At 70.2% G+C, this 18,212-nt stretch carries 17 protein-coding genes; 12 read left to right on the top strand and 5 right to left on the bottom strand.

The genetic code is table 11. The features are described 5' to 3' along the window. Positions 1-45: 45 nt before the first annotated feature. Positions 46-654 carry an NADPH-dependent FMN reductase gene (locus tag LHA26_RS11505; RefSeq protein ID WP_252165753.1) on the bottom strand — a complete coding sequence of 203 codons (609 nt, stop codon included), beginning with the start codon at positions 652-654 and terminating at the stop codon, positions 46-48. Between the two features lie 607 nt (positions 655-1,261). On the opposite strand from LHA26_RS11505, the gene LHA26_RS11500 reads away from it, so the two are divergent. Beyond that, positions 1,262-2,725, top strand: coding sequence for a globin-coupled sensor protein (locus tag LHA26_RS11500; RefSeq protein WP_252165752.1), 1,464 nt, complete (start codon positions 1,262-1,264; stop codon positions 2,723-2,725). Between the two features lie 6 nt (positions 2,726-2,731). On the opposite strand, the gene LHA26_RS11495 is transcribed toward LHA26_RS11500, so the two are convergent. Together LHA26_RS11495 and LHA26_RS11490 are read right to left on the bottom strand one after the other, a co-directional pair. Continuing rightward, positions 2,732-3,856, bottom strand: a complete 1,125-nt coding sequence (locus tag LHA26_RS11495) for an NAD(P)/FAD-dependent oxidoreductase (RefSeq protein WP_252165751.1) — start codon at positions 3,854-3,856, stop codon at positions 2,732-2,734. Beyond that, entirely contained in the window at positions 3,853-4,800 is a 948-nt protein-coding gene (locus LHA26_RS11490; RefSeq protein WP_252165750.1) for an alpha/beta fold hydrolase, read from the bottom strand. The genes LHA26_RS11495 and LHA26_RS11490 overlap by 4 nt, the downstream gene beginning before the upstream one ends. 50 nt (positions 4,801-4,850) lie before the next feature. Between LHA26_RS11490 and LHA26_RS11485 the strand changes: the two genes are divergently transcribed. The 10 genes from LHA26_RS11485 to LHA26_RS11445 all read left to right on the top strand — a co-directional run bounded on the left by LHA26_RS11485 (position 4,851) and on the right by LHA26_RS11445 (position 13,566). Continuing rightward, complete coding sequence (locus LHA26_RS11485) at positions 4,851-5,321, top strand: A24 family peptidase (protein ID WP_252165749.1); 471 nt, start codon at positions 4,851-4,853, stop codon at positions 5,319-5,321. Between the two features lie 45 nt (positions 5,322-5,366). Beyond that, the gene (gene cpaB, locus LHA26_RS11480; RefSeq protein WP_252165748.1) at positions 5,367-6,392 is read left to right on the top strand and encodes a Flp pilus assembly protein CpaB; all 1,026 of its coding nucleotides are present in this window, start codon (positions 5,367-5,369) and stop codon (positions 6,390-6,392) included. Positions 6,393-6,394: 2 nt separating this feature from the next. After that, positions 6,395-7,921 carry a type II and III secretion system protein family protein gene (locus tag LHA26_RS11475; protein ID WP_252165747.1) on the top strand — a complete coding sequence of 509 codons (1,527 nt, stop codon included), beginning with the start codon at positions 6,395-6,397 and terminating at the stop codon, positions 7,919-7,921. 11 nt (positions 7,922-7,932) lie between these two features. Beyond that, positions 7,933-8,598: a CpaD family pilus assembly lipoprotein gene (locus LHA26_RS11470; RefSeq protein ID WP_252165746.1), complete on the top strand. Its 666-nt coding sequence runs from the start codon at positions 7,933-7,935 to the stop codon at positions 8,596-8,598. Continuing rightward, positions 8,595-9,851: a pilus assembly protein CpaE gene (locus tag LHA26_RS11465; protein ID WP_252165745.1), complete on the top strand. Its 1,257-nt coding sequence runs from the start codon at positions 8,595-8,597 to the stop codon at positions 9,849-9,851. Before LHA26_RS11470 ends, LHA26_RS11465 begins: the two co-directional genes overlap by 4 nt. A 5-nt stretch (positions 9,852-9,856) precedes the next feature. Continuing rightward, positions 9,857-10,819 carry a type II secretion system F family protein gene (locus tag LHA26_RS11460; RefSeq protein ID WP_252165744.1) on the top strand — a complete coding sequence of 321 codons (963 nt, stop codon included), beginning with the start codon at positions 9,857-9,859 and terminating at the stop codon, positions 10,817-10,819. Between the two features lie 13 nt (positions 10,820-10,832). Further along, the gene (locus tag LHA26_RS11455; protein ID WP_252165743.1) at positions 10,833-11,828 is read left to right on the top strand and encodes a type II secretion system F family protein; all 996 of its coding nucleotides are present in this window, start codon (positions 10,833-10,835) and stop codon (positions 11,826-11,828) included. 92 nt (positions 11,829-11,920) lie between these two features. Next, positions 11,921-12,046, top strand: a complete 126-nt coding sequence (locus tag LHA26_RS20055) for a hypothetical protein (protein ID WP_302897984.1) — start codon at positions 11,921-11,923, stop codon at positions 12,044-12,046. 85 nt (positions 12,047-12,131) lie between these two features. Further along, complete coding sequence (locus LHA26_RS11450; protein ID WP_252165742.1) at positions 12,132-12,383, top strand: hypothetical protein; 252 nt, start codon at positions 12,132-12,134, stop codon at positions 12,381-12,383. Between the two features lie 46 nt (positions 12,384-12,429). Continuing rightward, positions 12,430-13,566 (top strand): aminotransferase class I/II-fold pyridoxal phosphate-dependent enzyme, encoded by a 1,137-nt coding sequence (locus LHA26_RS11445; RefSeq protein WP_252165741.1) that lies wholly within the window; start codon positions 12,430-12,432, stop codon positions 13,564-13,566. Between the two features lie 21 nt (positions 13,567-13,587). On the opposite strand, the gene LHA26_RS11440 is transcribed toward LHA26_RS11445, so the two are convergent. Further along, positions 13,588-14,439 carry an MBL fold metallo-hydrolase gene (locus LHA26_RS11440; RefSeq protein ID WP_252165740.1) on the bottom strand — a complete coding sequence of 284 codons (852 nt, stop codon included), beginning with the start codon at positions 14,437-14,439 and terminating at the stop codon, positions 13,588-13,590. A gap of 248 nt (positions 14,440-14,687) precedes the next feature. On the opposite strand from LHA26_RS11440, the gene mgrA reads away from it, so the two are divergent. Then, positions 14,688-15,764 carry an L-glyceraldehyde 3-phosphate reductase gene (mgrA, locus tag LHA26_RS11435; protein WP_252165739.1) on the top strand — a complete coding sequence of 359 codons (1,077 nt, stop codon included), beginning with the start codon at positions 14,688-14,690 and terminating at the stop codon, positions 15,762-15,764. 51 nt (positions 15,765-15,815) lie between these two features. Here mgrA and LHA26_RS11430 read toward each other — a convergent pair whose 3' ends face one another. Further along, entirely contained in the window at positions 15,816-18,113 is a 2,298-nt protein-coding gene (locus tag LHA26_RS11430) for a TonB-dependent receptor (RefSeq protein WP_252165738.1), read from the bottom strand. Positions 18,114-18,212: the final 99 nt, after the last annotated feature.

Below are 18,212 nucleotides of genomic sequence, written 5' to 3'. Positions count from 1 at the left end.
CAAGGCTTTAAAAGCTGGTAAACGGGCGCGGCAATTGCATCCGTTTCAGCCGAGATTGTCGGTCTGCGGGCCGGTCGAGGTGACGAGCGGCGCCCGCAGCCGCAGCCGTGCGAACTCCACCACCTGGCGCCCCACCAGATCGAGCTGCGCCGCCGCCGCCGGATCGGTGCAGGCGCCCTCCACGAACAGGCCGCTGCGCGCCTTGATCGCGGCGCCCATCGGCGTCGGCCAGCCCCGCAGCGCATGGACGATCGCACGCAGCGTGCCCAGCGTCGAGCCCGTCGCCTGCCAGCCATAGGCGGTGACGATCAGCCCCACCGGCAGGCCATCGAGATAGACGCGGGCGTCGCGCGCCGTCTCCTCCAGATAGTCGATGGCGTTCTTCACCAGGCCCGAGATCGAGCCGTGATAGCCGGGGCTGGCGATCACCAGACCATCGGCGGCACGCACCGCCTCGATCATCGCCTGCGCCACCGGAGACTCGGCCACCGCGCCCGGCCGATAATGCGGCAGCGCCACGAGATCGCCGCCGCCGAACAGCCGCACCCGCGCGCCATCGGCCTCCGCCGCCGCCAGCGCGGCCGCCAGCGCGCATTCGGTGGTGGAGCCGGAACCGGTCGTGCCGCCGATGCCGACGATGTACGGATTGGCCATGCTGTCCCTTCCTTGCGGCGCCATTCCGGCGCCATCCGTCTGGAGCGCAGCGCTTGGCACGCGGCCCAGCCCAAGGCAATCGCCCGCGGGCCGATCCGCGCACGCCACCGCCCGCGCCGACGGGCATTCGGCGCCCGTCTCGTTTCGGTCGCAAAAAGAACAGGATGGGCCGAAGCGAGGCGCTTCGATTGAGGCGCCTCGCCATTGTCCCGCGCCGCGCCGCATTCTTCGACCGGGACGGGCATAACTACCGTATATTCCTCAGGATTGATTTTAAACTCGGCGTTGCGACGCGGACCGGCCGCAAGACGGCCATCGCTCCGACGATCGCCGTACCGCCTGCCGCCGCCACGCCCCTTCGAGCCAGCCGCGCCCGGCCGCCGCGCTCGAGAGTTTTCACAAGTATCGGCAACTATTTAGCGCTTTGGACGCGACGGCCCGGGGCGGCGCGGCGATGCCGGCGGCGCCATTCTCCAGCCGGGCCGACTCCGGCAAAGCCCAGCATTTACGGGCTTTTTCCCGTCATACCTTCGTCGGACAAAAAATGAATACAAGAGTTGATTAACCGTGAGATCCGATAAGGTTCGCAGAGATGCGGAGTAGTGCCATGGAGACGAATTCTTCCAATCCGTCAATCAACCGGCTCAGTCTTTTTCATCTGACCGAAGACAACTACAAGCAGTTCCCCGCCATCGCGCGGCTCGTCACCAAATCGGCTAAGTCGGCGCTGGTCGCCTTCTACAAGCATATGTCGACGATGCCCGGCATCAACCGCTATTTTCCCGATCAGTCGGCGATGGATCGCGCCTCGGCCAAGCAGTTCAGCCATTGGCAGCATCTGTTTGGCAACCGGATCGATGCCGCCGCGATCGCGCGGGGCGAGCAGATCGGCAATGTCCATGCGCGGATCGGGCTCGCGCCCACCTGGTATATCGGCGGCTACGCCATCACGCTCGAGCATCTGATCCGGTCGCATCTCGGCGGCCTGTTCGGGCGCCGTCGTGCGCGGACCGTCGCGACGCTGGTCAAGGTCGCGCTGCTCGACATGGATGTCGCGCTGTCGGCCTATTTCGCGGCGGAGGAGGCCGCCCGCGTGGCGGTGCTCGATCGGCTCAGCAGCGCCTTGGCGGCGCTCGCCTCGGGCGATTTCAGCCGCCCGCTCGATGATCTGCCGGAGGCCTATGCCGCGCTCGCGGGCGATTTCGAGCAGATGCGCGCCAAGATCCGCCAGACGCTGCTCGACGTGGCCGACGCGGCCTCGAGCGTGAAGCTCGGCGCCGACGAGATCAGCCAGGCCTCGGACGATCTGGCGCGCCGCACCGAGCATCAGGCCGCCGCGCTCGAAGAGACGGCGGGCGCGATGGGCCAGATCACCGGCGCGGTCCGCACCAGCGCGGGCGATGCGCAGAATGTGGATCGCGCCGTGTCGCAGGCGCATGGCGACGCGCAGGCGGGCTGCGTGGTGATCCGGGATGCCGTGTCGGCGATGGACGCGATCAAGCGCTCCGCCGCCGAGATCGCGCAGATCACCGACGTGATCGACGGCATCGCCTTCCAGACCAGCCTGCTCGCGCTTAATGCCGGGGTCGAGGCGGCGCGCGCCGGCGAGGCAGGCAAGGGCTTCGCGGTGGTGGCGGAGGAGGTGCGCGCGCTCGCCCAGCGCTCGGCCGATGCCTCCAAACATATTCGCACGCTGATCGACGCCAGCCAGACCGAGGTGATGAAGGGCGTGGGGCTGGTGCGCAATTCGGGCGAGACGCTGGATCGCATCGCCAGCCACGTCTCCGAAGTCTCCACCCTCGCCAGCCGCATCTCCGAGGCGACCGAGGTGCAATCGACCAGCCTCGCCAACGTCAACAGCGCGATCGGCGAGATGGATCAGATGACCCAGCAGAGCGCCGCGATGGTGGAGGAAACCACCGCCGCCGCGCGCAGCCTCGCCGGTCAGGCGAGCCGGCTGGACGGGCTGCTCACCGCCTTCACGCTCAACGAGCCGGGCGCGGCGCCCGCCGCCGCGGCGCGGCGGGCACCGGCGGCCAGCCCCCGCCCGCGCCGCGTCGCCCATGGCTGAGCGCGCTCAGCCCGCCAGCGAAGCGCGGCCGGGCGCGTAGCGGACGGGATCGATCGCGGCGACACTCGGATGGGCGGCGGCGCCGTGGATGAGCGCCGCCGCCAGCCGCGCCGCCGCCGGCGCGGTCTGGATGCCGAAGCCGCCCTGCCCCGCGAACCAGAAGAAGCCGGGACAGGCCGGATCCGCGCCATAGACGGGCAGACGATCGGGCGCGAAGCTGCGCAGCCCCGCCCAGCGCCGCTCCACCGCCGCCACCGGCCAGTCCGCCACGCGCTCGAACCGATCCAGCGCGCGGGCGATGTCGATCTCCTCGGGCGCGGCATCGCCGGGCGGACAGGCGGTCTCGTCATGCGGCGTCAGCCACAGCCGTCCCCCCGCCTCGGGCTTGAAGTAGAAGCGCCCGGCAATGTCCAGCACCAGCGGCAGCGCCGCCGGCGCGGGCGGCTCCACCCGCAGCTGCGCCATGGTGCGGCGATAGGGCCGGATGCCCAGCGGCGCCGCGCCCGCGATCGCCGCCACCGCATCGGCCCAGGCGCCGGCGGCGTTGACGAGCAGGCCGGCGGCGATCGCGCTGCCGCCCGCCACCAGCCGCCAGCCCCCCGCCACGCGACGCGCCTCGGCCAGCGGGGCGCCGGTGCGCAGCACCACGCCGCCGCGCCGCGCCGCGCGCAGATAGGCGGCGTGCAGCGCCGCCACGTCGATATCGGCGGTGCTCGGCTCCCACAGCGCCTGCCACGGCCCGGCGCGCAGACGCGGCACGCGCGCGCGGACGGCCGCCTCGTCGAGCGCGTGCAGCGTCACGCCGCTGTCGGCGAAGCGCGTGGCGAAGTCCGCCAGCGCCGCCGCCTCGGCCGGCCCGGCCAGGTGCAGCGCGCCGCGCGGGCGGAGAAAGCCCGTCTCGGCGAAGCCCGGCGGCGGCGCGGCGAGCAGCGCGTGCGAGGCGCTGGTGAGCGGCTGCACGGCGGGGCCGCCATAGGTCTCGGTCCAGAAGGCGGCGGAGCGGCCGGTGGCGTGGTAGCCGGGCTGCGGCTCGGCCTCGAGCAGCAGCACCCGGCCCTGTCCCGCCAGCTCGGCGGCGAGGCTGGCCCCCGCCATGCCGGCGCCCACGATCACGACATCGAAGCGCGTCATCGCCCCGCCACGCGCAGATCGAGAAAGGCCTCGGCGGCGATCAGCGCGGCCAGCCGATCGGCATCGGCCTCGCGCAGCAATTCGTGGCGCGCGCCGGGGAAGAGATGCAGGCTCGCATCGGGCAGCCGCGCCGCGATCCGCACGCTCGCCTGCGGATCGACCAGCCGGTCGCGCCCCGGCACCAGCATCAGCACCGGCACCTCCACCCGCTCCAGCGGCAGCCGCCGCAGCGTGGCGCAGCCCGCCAGCGCCGCCCCCAGCCAAGACCAGCTCGGCGGCCCGAGCGCGAGATCCGGCCGCTGCTGCTTCCACCAGCCCGAATCCTCGTAGCGCGCGCGATCGGCGGTGAAGCGCAGCTGGCGCGCCGGCTCCGCCTCGCGATCGTGCCGGGCGACGCGCGCGCCCAGCCCCGCCCCGCGCGCGCCGGCGACGATCAGCCGCGCCGTCCAGAGCGGCAGCCGCCCCAGATTGAGCCCCAGCATCGGCGCCACCAGGATCAGCCCGTCCAGCCGCACGCCGCGCTCGGCGACGAGCCGCAGCGCGACATGGCCGCCCATGCTGTGCGCCAACAGCACGTGCGGGCCCGGCGTGCGCGCGCGCCAGGCCGCCACATAGGCTTCGAGATCGTCGATCAGCGGCACCAGGCTGGTCCGCACATCGGCGCCGGCGCCGGGCGCAATCCGCCCCGATCCGCCCTGGCCGCGCCAGTCGAAGCCCTCGATCGACCAGCCCCGCGCCTGGAAATGGCCGCAGGTCTCCAGATATTTCTCGATGAAATCGGCGCGCCCGGTCTGCACCAGCAGCTGGCCGCGCGGCGCCGGCGCGGGCCAAGCGAAGCGGCGATGCGCCCAGCCATCGGGCGCGCGCCAGGTCGCGAAGACAAAGCCCTCGGGATAGCGGCGGCGATCGAGGCGCGAGTCGGTGAGCGTGGCGGTCGCGGACATCGTGCGCCCGGTTACGGTTTGGCAAGCCGCTCCGTCTAGGGTGCCTGATCATGCACTCTGTCGCTTCCGCGTCGCTCGCCCTGCTGCTCGTCGCCGGCCTTGGCTATGCCTGCTGGACGGATGCGCGCGCGCGCATCATCCCCAACCCGCTCACCGCCGCGATCGCGCTCGCCGCGCCGCTCTGGTGGTGGGCGAGCGGCCTCGCCTTGTGGCCCGATGCCGCCTTCCAGATCGGCATCGCCGCCGCCGCGCTGCTGCTGTTCCTCGCCGCCTTCGCGCTCGGCGCCATGGGCGGCGGCGACGTGAAGCTGATCGCCGCGCTCGGCCTGTGGCTCGCGCCGCTCGATTTCATGCGCATGCTGATCTGGATGGCGCTGGCGGGCGGGCTGCTCACCGTGGCGATGCTGGTGCTGCACCAGCTGCGCCGCGCGCCCGGCCGGCCCGAAATCCCCTATGGGCTGGCGATTGTCGCCGCGGCCCTGCCGATATTCGCCGAACGATATATTTACCATTTTGGCTGAATAGCTTGCGCAAGAAGTTGCGCGCTTGGGAGCCCGTCGGACATCATGGACGCAAAAAAGCTGGCCTTGCTGGTAGGCGCACTCGTCGTCGCCGCGATCACCGCCGTGATGGCGAAGCACATGGCCAATGCGGGCGTCGCGCCTCAGGTCGTCGCCGCCTATTCGCCCGCGCCCAGCGGGCCGCAGGTGCTCGTCGCCACCAAGCCGCTGCCCGTCGGCACGATCATCGGGCCGGACGTGCTGCGCTACCAGCCCTGGCCGAAGGACATGGTGGACGGCGCCTATTTCGTGCGCGGCGCGGCCGGCACCGATCCCGCCAAGATGCAGGGCATGGTGGTGCGCACCGCCATCACCGCCGGCCAGCCGCTCACCCAGGGCGCGCTGGTGAAGCCCGGCGATCGCGGCTTCCTCGCCGCCGCGCTCACCCCCGGCATGCGCGCGGTGACCGTCTCGGTCTCGGCGGCGACGGCGGTGGCGGGCTTCATCTTCCCCGGCGATCGGGTCGACGTGCTGCTCAGCCAGGAAGTGACCGGCGGCGATGGCGGCCAGTCGCTCAAGGCGTCGGAAACCATCGCCCGCAACATGCGCGTGCTCGCCACCGACCAGCGCACCGACAACCAGCCCGACGCCCAGGGCAAGACCCAGATCATCGCCTACAGCATGGTGACGCTGGAGGCGACGCCCAAGCTCGCCGAGAAAGTGGCGGTGGCGCAGAAGATCGGCACGCTCTCGCTGTCGCTGCGTCCGCTCAGCGACGATACCCGCGAGCTTGAGGCCGCGATCGCCGCCGGCGACGTGACCGTGCCCGACGGCAGCGACCCCAAGGCCGAGCGGAGCATGCTGCTCCAGCTCGCCAACCAGCCGCAGGACAGCCGCGCCAGCTTCACCACCGGCGGCGAGGTGTCGCGGTTCCAGCGCAACACCATGCCCGCCGCCGCACCCGCGGCCCCGGCCGCTCCGGGCGGGGCGCCCGCCCAGCCCGCCACCGCCGCCACGCCGGCCCCCGCCGGCCCGGTGATCCGCGTCGCCCGCGGCAACGCCGTCAGTGCCATGCCCGTAGGGGGTAAGTGATCATGTCGCGTCGCTTCGTCCATCTCCGCGCGCCGCTGGGCGCGAGCCTCGCCGCCGCGCTCGCGCTCGGCCTCGCCGCCGCGCCGCTGCGCCCGGCCGCCGCCGCCACGCTGCGCGCGGTGCCCAGCGCCGCCGACGCCGCGCCGGCGCAGACGATCACCCTGTCGGTCTCGACCGGCCAGCTCATCACCTTGCCGCGCGCGGTGAGCGACGTGTTCATCGCCGACGACAAGGTCGCCGATGTCCAGCCGCGCACGCCGACGCGGCTCTATGTGTTCGGCAAGGCCGCGGGCGAGACCAGCCTGTCCGCCACCGACAAGAGCGGCGCCGTGGTCTTCCAGGCGACGGTGCGCGTCGGCACCAACATGGCGGGCATCGGCCAGATGCTGAAGATGACCATGGCCGATTCGCAGATTACCGCGACGCCCATGAACGGCATGGTCGTGCTGACCGGCACCGTGAAGTCGCCCGACGACGTGGCCGAGGCGACGCGCCTCGTTCAGGCCTTTGTCGGCAAGGAGGTGATGGTCGTCCCCCGGCTCAAGACGGCGACGCCGCTGCAGGTGATGCTGCGCGTCCGCATCGCCGAGGTCAGCCGCGACATCTCGCAGCAGATCGGCGTCAACTTCCTCGCCCAGGATCATGGCAGCAGCGGCTCGACGCTCGGCTTCGGCAATCAGGGCGATCCCGGCACCATCACCACGACCACCAACGCCAGCACCGGCCAGGCGCTCACCACCTACGCCTTCAACAAGCTCACCGGCACCGGCACGCGCTTCGGCCTCGCGGGCCATTTCCTCGGGCTCGACATCCTCTCGGCGATCGATCTCGCCGAGACCAACGGGCTCGCCACCACGCTCGCCCAGCCCAGCCTCACCGCGCTTTCGGGCGAGACGGCCAGCTTCCTGGCGGGCGGCGAGATCCCCATTCCCGTGCCCCAGTTCCAGGGCGTGACGACGATCGAATACAAGCAATATGGCGTCAGCCTCGCCTTCACCCCGACGGTGCTGGGCGACGGGCGCATCTCGCTGCGCGTTCGGCCCGAAGTCTCGCAGCTGACCGACTCGACCGTCAACATCAACGGCTACAAGATCCCCGGCATCACCACGCGGCGCGCCGAGACGACGGTCGAGCTGGGCTCGGGCCAGAGCTTCGCGATCGGCGGCCTGCTCAACAACACCGGCAACAACAGCGTCAACAAGGCGCCCTTCCTCGGCGATCTGCCGATCCTGGGCGCGCTGTTCCGCTCGAACAGCTTCAAGAAGAGCGAGACCGAGCTGGTGATCGTGATCACCCCCTATCTCGTCCGCCCGGTGTCCGATGCCCGCGTCGCACTGCCGACCGATGGCTATCGCACGCCGACCACGCTCGGCCGGGTCTTCCTCGATCAGATGGCGGCCGGATCCAACCGCGCGACCCCCGTCGCGCCGCGCGCCGAACCGCCGGTGACGCAGCGTCCGGCCGCCGCGCCCCGGCCCGCGCCGCCGGCCCCCGCCGGCACGCCCGCCCCCGGCTTTTCGTTCAATTGAGGAGCGCCCGCATGCCCCGCCTCCGCCTGCTCGCCCTGCTCGCCCTCGGTCTCGCCGCGCCCGCCGTGGCGCGGGATCGGCCGAGCTACAATCGCTCCGCCGATTCGATGCACGCGCCGATCGTGAGCCGCACCGATCTGATGTTCGATGTCGCCATGGCCGGCGGCGCGCTCGCCCCCGGCGAGCCACAGCGCCTGGCCGATTGGTTCGATAGCCTCGCCCTCTCCTATGGCGACACGGTGCGCGTGGACGCCAGCGGCGTGGGCGGCGATGCCGCCGCGGCGGACGGGGTCGGCGCGGTGCTGTCGCGCTACGGCATGCTGCTCGCGCACAGCCCCGCGCCCGTCACCGCCGGGCATCCCGCGCCGGGCACCGCACGCGTGGTGGTGAGCCGCGCGATCGCCCGCGTCGAAGGCTGTCCGGATTGGGCGCGCGGCAACTGGGCGGAATATGACAACGCCAATACCAGCAATTTCGGCTGCGCCACCGCCACCAACCTCGCCGCCATGGTCGCCGATCCGCAGGATCTGGTGCAGGGTCGCGAAGCCGGGCCGGCGAGCGACGCCTCGCTCAGCGTCAAGGCGGTGGCCGCCTGGCGCGAGGCCGATGTGACCGGCAAGAAGGGCCTTGAGGAAACCAACACCCGCGCCACGCTCAGCTCGGGAGGCGGCAAGTGAACGCCCCCTTCCAGCCGCGCGCCGGCACACGCGAACCCTTTGCCGCCTATGTCTGCGACGAGGACACGGCCGAGCTTCTGCGCCCGATCGCGATCGAGATGGGCTGGGCGCCGGAGCGCGTCGCGCGGGGCGGCCTGCGCAATGCGGTGCAGTCGCTCGCGGTGTCGGCGAGCCCGACGATCCTCTTCGTCGATCTCTCCGAATCCGGCGATCCGCTCACCGATATCAACGCGCTCGCCGAAGTCTGCGAGCCCGGCACGATCGTGATCGCGGCCGGCAAGGTGAACGATGTCCGCCTCTATCGCGATCTCGTCGCCTCGGGCATCCAGGATTATCTGCTGAAGCCCTTCAACGGCGATCAGCTGCGCGAGGCGCTGGCCCATGCGCAGTTCAGCCTGTCGGCGCCGCGCGCCAGCGAGCCGCAGGCGAACCGGCCGCACATCATGTCCGCGGTGATCGGCGTGCGCGGGGGCATCGGCACCTCGATGATCGCCTCCTCGCTCGGCTGGCTGTTCGGCGAGGCCGAGGGCCGCTCGACCGCGCTGCTCGATCTCGACGTGCATTTCGGCACGGCCGCGCTCGCCTATGACGTGGAGCCCGGCCGCGGCCTCACCGACGCGATCGAAAATCCGGGCCGGATCGACGGGCTGTTCATCGAGCGCGCGATGGTCAAGGCCAGCGCCAAGCTCTCGCTCCTCTCGGCCGAGGCGCCGCTCAACGCGCCGATGCACAGCGACGGCTCGGCCTTCTATCAGCTGCAGGAAGAGCTGCGCGGCGCCTTCGAGGTGACGGTGCTGGATCTGCCGCGCCAGATGCTGATCCACCATCCCCACCTGCTGCACGAGTGCAACACGGTGGTGGTGGTGGTGGATCTCACGCTGGCGGCGGCGCGTGATACGATCCGGCTGCTCTCCTGGCTCAAGGCCAATATGCCGGCGGCGCAGGTGCTGGTGGTGGCCAATCGGGTGATGGGCAGCGCCGCCACCGAGATTTCGCGCAAGGAGTTCGAGGAATCGATCGAGCGCAAGATCGATTTCGCCATCCCCTTCGATCCCAAGCTGATGGCCCAGGCCGCCAAGCTCGGCAAGCCGGTCGCCGAGGTCGGCAAGAGCGGCCGCACCAGCGCGCCGATGATCGCGCTCGCGCGCGCCATCGTCAGCCATGACGGCGAGGAGGAGCTGGAGAAGGCGGGCAAGTCGCTGCTCGACCGGCTGGTCGCGCTCAAGCCCAAGCGGCCGCGCAAGAAGGATTGAGCGCGATGATCTTCCTCCTCCCGCTCGGGGCCAGCTGCGCCTTCCTGCTCGTCGCCATGGCGCTGATGACGCCATCGACGAGCAAGACCCGCGGCCGGCGGATGGAGGCGATCCGCGCCCGTCACGGCGAGAGCGGCGACAGCGCCGCCCAGGCGCAGCTGCGCCGCGTGCAGACCCAGCGCGAGACCCGGCTGGACAGCGTCGCCACGCGGCTGCTGCCCAATCCGGAGCGGCTCCAGCAGCGGCTGGCGATGACGGGGCGGGACTGGTCGCTCGGCCAGTATCTCATGGTCTGCGGCGGCCTCGGGCTGATCGCGGCCATGCTCCCGCTGCTGCGCGGCGCGCCGATGATCCTCGCCCTGCTCTCGGCGGTGACGACGGGGCTCGGCCTGCCGCACAAGGCGGTCGGCTTCCTGATCAAGCGGCGCGTCAACGCCTTCACCGCGAAATTCCCCGAAGCAATCGAGCTGTTGGTGCGCGGCCTGCGCTCGGGCCTGCCGATCTCCGAGACGCTGGCAGTGGTCGGCGCCGAGATCCCCGGCCCGGTTGGCGTCGAGTTCCGGCTGATCTGCGATCGCATCCGCATCGGCCGCACCATGGAAGCGGCCCTGCAGGAAACCGCCGAACGCATCGGCACCGCCGAGTTCCAGTTCTTCGTCATCACCCTCGCCATCCAGCGCGAAACCGGCGGCAATCTGGCCGAAACCCTGTCCAACCTGGCCGAAGTGCTGCGCAAACGCGCGCAGATGAAGCTCAAGATCCGCGCCATGGCGTCGGAAAGCAAGGCGTCCGCCTATATCGTCGGCGCGCTGCCCTTCATCGTCTTCATGCTCGTGTGGTGGATGAACGGCAAATATATCCAGAATTTCTTCCACGATCCGCGCCTGATGATCGCGGGCACCGTGGGCTTGGTGTGGATGGGGCTCGGCGCCTTCATCATGTCCAAGATGGTCAATTTCGAGATTTGAGGATCGGCCCGCGATGAGCCCTGTTCCCGTGACTTTGCTCGGTGTGCCGGTCCAGGTGCTGGCGACGCTGTGCTCGGGCATCGCCGCGCTGTCGGTGCTCGTCTCCATCTACGCCGCCACCACCGTGCGCGATCCCATGGCCAAGCGGGTCAAGGCGCTGAACGAGCGGCGCGAGCAGCTCAAGCTCGGCATCACCGCCTCGACCTCCAAGCGGCGCGCCAAGCTGACCGCGCGGACCGAGACGACCGACATGATGCGCTCGGCCCTGTCGAGCCTGCGGGTGCTGCAGGACGAGCAGGTCAAGCAGGCGCAGATGAAGCTGATGCGCGCGGGCATCCGCTCGCGCGATGCGGCGGTGATGGTGATCTTCGCGCGCCTCGCGCTGCCGCTGCTGTTCGGCGGCACGATCGCCTTCGGCGTCTATGCGCTCGGCTGGTTCGGCCATTGGGGCGGCGTGAAGCGCTACATGCTCGTCGCGGGGACGCTGCTGCTGAGCTACAAGGCGCCCGACATCTGGCTGCGCAACACCATCATCAAGCGCACCGGCGAGATCCGCAAGGGCCTGCCCGACGCGCTCGACCTGCTGGTGATCTGCGCCGAGGCGGGGTTGACGGTGGATGCCGCCTTCGGCCGCGTCGGCCGCGAGCTGGGCCGCGCCTATCCCGAGCTTGGCGACGAGTTCATCCTCACCGCGATCGAGCTGGGCTTCCTCACCGAGCGCCGCCAGGCGTTCGAGAATCTCGCCGCGCGCACCGAGCTGGATGCGATCCGCGGCGTCGTCACCACCATGATCCAGACCGAACGCTACGGCACGCCGCTGGCCTCCGCGCTGCGCGTGCTGTCGGCCGAATTCCGCAACGAGCGCATGATGCGCGCCGAGGAGAAGGCGGCGCGGCTGCCGGCGATCATGACCGTGCCGCTGATCTGCTTCATCCTGCCCGTGCTGTTCATCGTCATCCTCGGCCCGGCGGCGTGCAGCATCTCGGATGCCATGGCGAAGCATTTCTGAGGCGGGATCGATCGACGCGATCGAGACTCTTCGTGTGCTCCGCCGCGCGGGCGGGCGCATAACCGGCCCACGGGATTGGCGGGAGCAGGATCATGGATCTGGTGGATTGGGACGCGGTCGCGGCCGCGCGGGACGAGCGGGCGCGCCGCGCCGCCAATGACGACGAGCCCGGTTTCGGCCGGCCGCGCGCGCCGGTGCGGCTGGCGCGGCGGGGCTGAGCCGCTCGCGCGCGTCCCCGCGACCGGGAACCGCAGCCGCCTTCCCGCGCTCCTCGCGTCGACGGCAGCAGCGAGGAGGCCCGGCATGATCTACAATCTCGAGGAACAGGCGGCGCTCTACGAGAGCCAGGACGAACGCCCCGGCGACGAAGCGGTGCATCTCGCGCGCGGCACGCTGCGCGAGCTGGTGACGCTGGCGATGGGCTGGGACAGCGCCCGCTTCGCCCATGCGCGCATCATCACCGTCACTCAGGAAAATTACGGGGCGGAGGGGATCCGCGCCATCGCCGAGCGCGAGGGCCTGGGCGCGCGCACGGGCGAGGCGCATCCGAGCTGAGCCGCAGGGGCGTTGCGCGGGCCGGCGCGGGGCGTAAAGAGCCGGCATGACCGCCGCCATCGATCCCTTCCACGCCATCTCGATCAGCCGCCAGGCCCATCGCCTCGCCAGCGAGGGCCGCTCGGTGATCCATATGGAGTTCGGCCAGCCTTCCACCGGCGCGCCGGCGGCGGCGATCGCCGCCGCGCACCGTGTGCTGGACAGCGACGCCATGGGCTATTGGGAAAGCCCCGCGCTCAAGGCCAGAATCGCGCGCCATTATGCCGAAACCCAGCAGGTTTCGATCGATTCCGAGCAGATTCTGCTCACCTGCGGCGCGTCTCCGGCGCTCGTGCTGGCGCTCACCACGCGCTTTGCCCCCGGCGCGCGCGTCGCGCTCGCCCGGCCGGGCTATGTGGCGTATCGCAACACGCTGAAGGCGCTGCACATGGTGCCGGTGGAACTGGCCTGCGGCGCCGAACAGGGCTTCCAGATCAGCGCCGCCGCCATCGCCGCGCTCGATCCCGCGCCCGACGGGCTGATCCTGGCCAGCCCCGCCAACCCGACCGGCACGATCATCCCCGAGGCCGAGCTTGCCGCCATCGCGGCGCTGTGCCGCGCGCGGGGCATCGGCCTGATCTCGGACGAGATTTATCATGGGCTGAGCTATGGCGCCCCGACCCGCTCGCTGCTGCGGAGCGCGCCCGAGGCGCTGGTCATCAACAGCTTCTCCAAATATTTCAGCATGGCGGGCTGGCGGCTCGGCTGGCTGGTGGTGCCGCCGGCTCTGCTCGACGCGGCACGCGCGCGGATCGGCAATTTCTTCCTCACGCCCCCATCGCTCAGCCAGCATGCCGGCCTCGCCGCCTTCGAGGGCCGCGACGAGCTGGACGGCCATGTCGCCACCTATGCGCGCAACCGCGATCTGCTGCTCGCCGCCCTGCCCCGCCTCGGTCTGGCCCGCATCGCGCCGCCGGACGGCGCCTTCTACATCTATGCCGATATCGGCCATCTCACCGCGGACAGCCTCAACTTTTGCGAGCGGCTGCTGCACGATACCGGCGTCGCCACCGCGCCGGGGATCGATTTCGATCCGGTCGAAGGCCATCGCTTCCTGCGCTTCAGCTTCGCCGTCTCCACCGATCGCGTCGAGACGGCGCTGGCGCGTCTCATTCCCTGGTTCGCCGCCCAGCCGCGCCGCTAGCCCTGCCGCCCGACCCGAAGGTCAGAGCAGGCGGCCGGCGGCGGCGTGCTCGAATTCGGTGGCGTCGTGCGCGCAGACCAGGCGGACTTCGGCGGCATGCGCGCGCGACAGGGTGCGGAGGCGGGCCTGGTTGCCGAGGCGCGCGGTGCGATCCACCTCCATCATGCGCTGATAGGCCGCGAGGCCCGGCGTGCAGCGGCGCACCGCCTCGCGCATCTCGCCCCGGTAGAAATAGGCGTCGCCGGCGTGGAGGAGCCAGCCCTCGGGCCGCTCGATCGCCACCCCCGCATGGCCCCAGCTATGGCCCGGCAGCGGCACCATCAGGATCTCGGGCGGCAAGCCCTCGAGATCCCGCACCGCATCGAAGCCGAACCAGGATGCGCCCTGCGCGCCATAGCGGCGCCATTGCCGCACCGAATCGAACTGGCGGGGCCGGTAGCGGTTGCGCGTCACGAAGCCGCGCCGGGGTCCGCTGGCGGCCTGCCATTCCGCATCGAGCAGATGCACCCGCGCCTGCGGAAAATCCTCGAGCCCGCCGGCATGGTCGAAATCGAGATGGGTGAGCACGATGTGGCGGACATCCCCGGCATCGAAGCCGAGCGCCTCGATCTGGCGGCGCGCCGTCTCCTCCGCGCGCAGGCGGATGTTGAGCAGGCCGCGCATGAAGCGGGTGATGCGCGGATGCGGCCCGCGGTGCGGATGCTCGACATCGCGCAGGCCATAGCCGGTATCGACCAGCACGAGCCCGTCGCGGGGTGTCTCGATCAGCAGGCAATGGCACACCAGCCGGCCGAGCGGCGCGACGCTGCGGCCATCGAACAGCGCGCCGCCCAGCGGGCAATCGGTGCCGCAATTGAGATGGTGCACGCGCATGCTTAATCTCCGCTTCCAGGCGTGGGGCCGGTCCGGCGCGCGGCGGCGGACCGCGCGGGCACAAGGACGCGCGATGCGGGTGGCCGGGCCGGCCCCGCCGCCACATGGATCAGGCCGGGGCGACGGGCCGGTCCGCCGGCCCGACCGGCGGAGCCTTTGGCCGCGTGCCCGCGCGGCGCAGGCAACCGCTTGCGATATCGCGTGTTCGGCCGCACACATCCCGCGCCTGTCTGGAGAGAGAGACGTCCATGGCCTTTCCCGAGCCCTATATCGCCGACCCCAACCGTTATGACGGCCGCATGCCCTATCGCCGGTGCGGCCGCTCCGGCCTTGATCTGCCGGCCATCTCGCTCGGCCTGTGGCAGAATTTCGGCGGCGCGGACGTGTTCGAGACGGGCCGCGCGATCCTGCGCCGGGCCTTTGATCGCGGCGTGACCCATTTCGATCTCGCAAACAATTACGGGCCGCCCTATGGCTCGGCCGAAGAGAATTTCGGCCGCGTGCTCGCCACCGACTTCGCCGGCCGCCGCGACGAGCTGGTGATTTCGAGCAAGGCCGGCTGGGATATGTGGCCGGGGCCCTATGGGGGCATCGGCGGCAGCCGCAAATATCTGATCGCGAGCTGCGAGCAGAGCCTCAAGCGGATGGGGATCGACTATGTCGACATCTTCTATTCGCACCGGGTCGATCCCCGCACACCGCTGGAGGAGACGGTCGGCGCGCTGGCGCAGCTGCATCGCCAGGGCAAGGCGCTCTATATCGGCATCTCTTCCTATTCCCCCGAACTCACGCGCCGCGCCGCCGCGCTGCTCGCCGAGGAGCGGGTGCCGCTGCTGATCCACCAGCCCAGCTATTCGATGCTCAACCGCTGGATCGAGCGCGGCCTGCTGGACACGCTGGAGCGCCTCGGCACCGGCTGCATCGCCTTCTCGCCGCTCGCCCAGGGGCTGCTGACCAACAAATATCTGAAGGCCGTGCCGGAGGATGCGCGGGTCGGACGGGCGGACAGCTCGATGTCGGCCGAGATGCTCAACGAGGAGAATCTCGCCCGCATCCGGGCGCTCGCGGCGATCGCCGACCAACGCGGCCAGACGCTGGCGCAGATGGCGATCGCCTGGGTGCTGCGCGATCCGCGCGTCACCTCGGCGCTGATCGGCGCGCGCACCGTGGCGCAGCTCGACGATTCGCTTGACGCGGTGAAGCGGCTGGATTTCTCGGCGGAGGAATTGGCGGCGATCGAGCAGCATGCCGCCGACGGCAAGATCGACCTGTGGGACGAATCCTCGTCGATCACCAGCCTGCCCGAGGGCCCGCGCGCGGGCTGACGGAAGGCGGGCCCCGGCGGCGGCGGCGCCGTCGGGGCCACGCCGCCGAATTCAGAATTTGAAGCTCGCGCGGACGCCGCCATAGCGGTTGAAATCGCGCGCGAGATAGCTCTGCGTCGCCAGCTGGTTGCCCTGATTGCCGAACGAATTGGTCATGTTCGAGAAATAGTGCTTGTCGAACAGGTTGTTGACGAAGCCGACCAGCTCCCACCGGCGATCGGGCGGCCGGATACCGAGCGAGATATTGGCGATGCCGTAGCCGGGCTGGCGCGTCTGCGGATCCTGGTTGATCCCGAAATTGATCGCGCTCTGGTAGCTATAGGCCAGCTGCACCAGGCCATCGAGGCGGCTGGTGAGGTGCGGCGTATATTCGGCATTGGCGGCGAGCTTCCAGAGCGGCGCCTGCGCCGGGCGGAAGCCGGCCAGATCCTGCCGCGCCGGCGTGCCGGTGCAGCCCTGCGCCGCCGTCTGCCCGGGATAGCATTGGGCGAAGGGGAAGGAGAGGATGCGCGCATCGGCATAGGTGACGCCGCCCGACACCGACAGATCGTCCGCCACGCGCACGCTGCCCTCCAGCTCGACGCCGCGCGTGCGCAGCCGGCCGACATTGGCGAGCCGGAAATTGCTCGTGCCGTCCGCCAGCGTCTCGATGCCCTGCGCCTGGAAATTCTTGAAGCGGGTGTTGAACAGCGTGAGGTTGAGGGTGACGCGGCGATCGAACAGCTGCGACTTGATGCCCGCCTGCCAATCCTTGGAGGTTTCGGGCCGCACCGGCCCGGAATCCTGGCGAAGCTGGTTGAAGCCCGTGCCGATATCGTAGGCGAGGCTCTTATAGCCCGTGGCGAAGGTGGCGAAGGCCATCAGATCGGGGGTGAATTTCTGCTGCAATCCGAGCTTGTACGTCTCGTAATTGTCGGCGTCGTGCCCGGCGAAGCGCGCATCATTGGCGACATGATCGAGGAAGGTGTAGCGGATCGCGCTGCGGCCGGCGCGCACGCCGCCGATCAGCGTGGTGTTGCGCAAGATATCATATTCCACCTGGCCGAAGGCGGCATATTGCTTGGTGCCGGTGGTGGCGTACCAATTGGCGAGCGAGAAGAAGGGGCCGCGCACAAAGGGTCGGGTCAGGTCCAGGCTCGCATAGAAAAGACCGAGCGTGTAGCGCAGCCGATGCCGGCTCGGCGAGACGAGCCGCAGCTCCTGGCTCCAGCTCGTGGTGCGGAAGGTGCCGAACTGGCGATTGTCCAGCGCGGCAATGGCGGATTCGTCCTGATCGAGAATGTCGAACTGGCGGAAGCGGTCATAGCCGGTGATCGACATGAATGTGGCGAAGCCGAGATCCAGCGACGCCCGGAGCGACGCCGAATAGTCGCGATATTTGGTGCCGGAGTTGATGTTGTTGACGACATCCTGATTGTCGTCGGAAAAGGTCACGCCGGGCGCGAAGACGGAGGGGCCATAGGCGGGTACGCCGCGCAGCCGGGCATTGGGCGACACCCGGATGAAGGGCCGGCCGATCGTCGTGCGCCCGTCGATATAGCCGCCCTGCGCGGTGATGCTGAGCGCCGAAGTCGGATCCCAGACCAGCTTGCCCTTGAGCGAGAGGGTGCGGAAGCCGTTGACGGTATCGTCCGTCGCCAGATTGTGGACGTTGCCGGACCAGCGATCATAATTGCCGCTCACCCGAAAGCCGAGCCTATCGGTGAGCGGGCCGGACAGCGCGCCCATGATCTGCTGCTCGTCATCGGCGGTGACGAGGCCGCTCACCCGGCCGGTGAGCGTCTTGGTCGGCGCCTGGGTGACGATGTTGATCAGGCCCGCCGAGGCGGAGCGGCCATAGAGCGTGCTTTGCGGCCCGCGCAGCACCTCGATGCGCTCGATATCGCTGAGATCGGCGAAGGCGCGCGCGACGAATTGCACGGGCACATCGTCGATCTGCACCGCGACGCTCTGCTCCACGCCGGGCGAGAAGGCGAAGGTGCCGATGCCGCGCACCGACAGCGAATTGTTGACCGGCTGCTCCGAAGGCCGGATCAGCAGCGAGGGCGTGGCCTTGGTGAGATCGGCGAACTGGCGCACGCCCTGCGACTGGAGCGTGCTTTCGGTCACCACCTGCACCGCGAGCGGCACATCCTGCACACGCTGCGATCGCTTCTGCGCGGTGACGACGATGTCCGCGATGGCGGCGCCGGGCGGCGTGCCCTGCTCGGCGGCCTGCGGGGTCGTCATCGGCGCGGGCGGCGCGTCTGTGGCGACGGGGGCGGGCTGGGCCAGCGCGGCGGTGGCGATGGCGGACAGGCTGCTCAGCGCCAGACCCTTGGTCAGCGCGGCGACGGGTTTCACGCGCATGATAATCCTCCCCATGCAGGAGCCGAACTGCTGCCGGCTTGCATTCTGCATAGAAGGAGTCGGTTCGATGCGCAAGAGCTTGTAGTACAAGTTTTGCAT

Source organism: Sphingomonas morindae (genome assembly GCF_023822065.1).
GTDB lineage: Bacteria > Pseudomonadota > Alphaproteobacteria > Sphingomonadales > Sphingomonadaceae > Solisphingomonas > Solisphingomonas morindae.
Note: the sequence above shows the minus strand (reverse complement) of the source record. Positions and strands in the feature narration are given on the sequence as shown.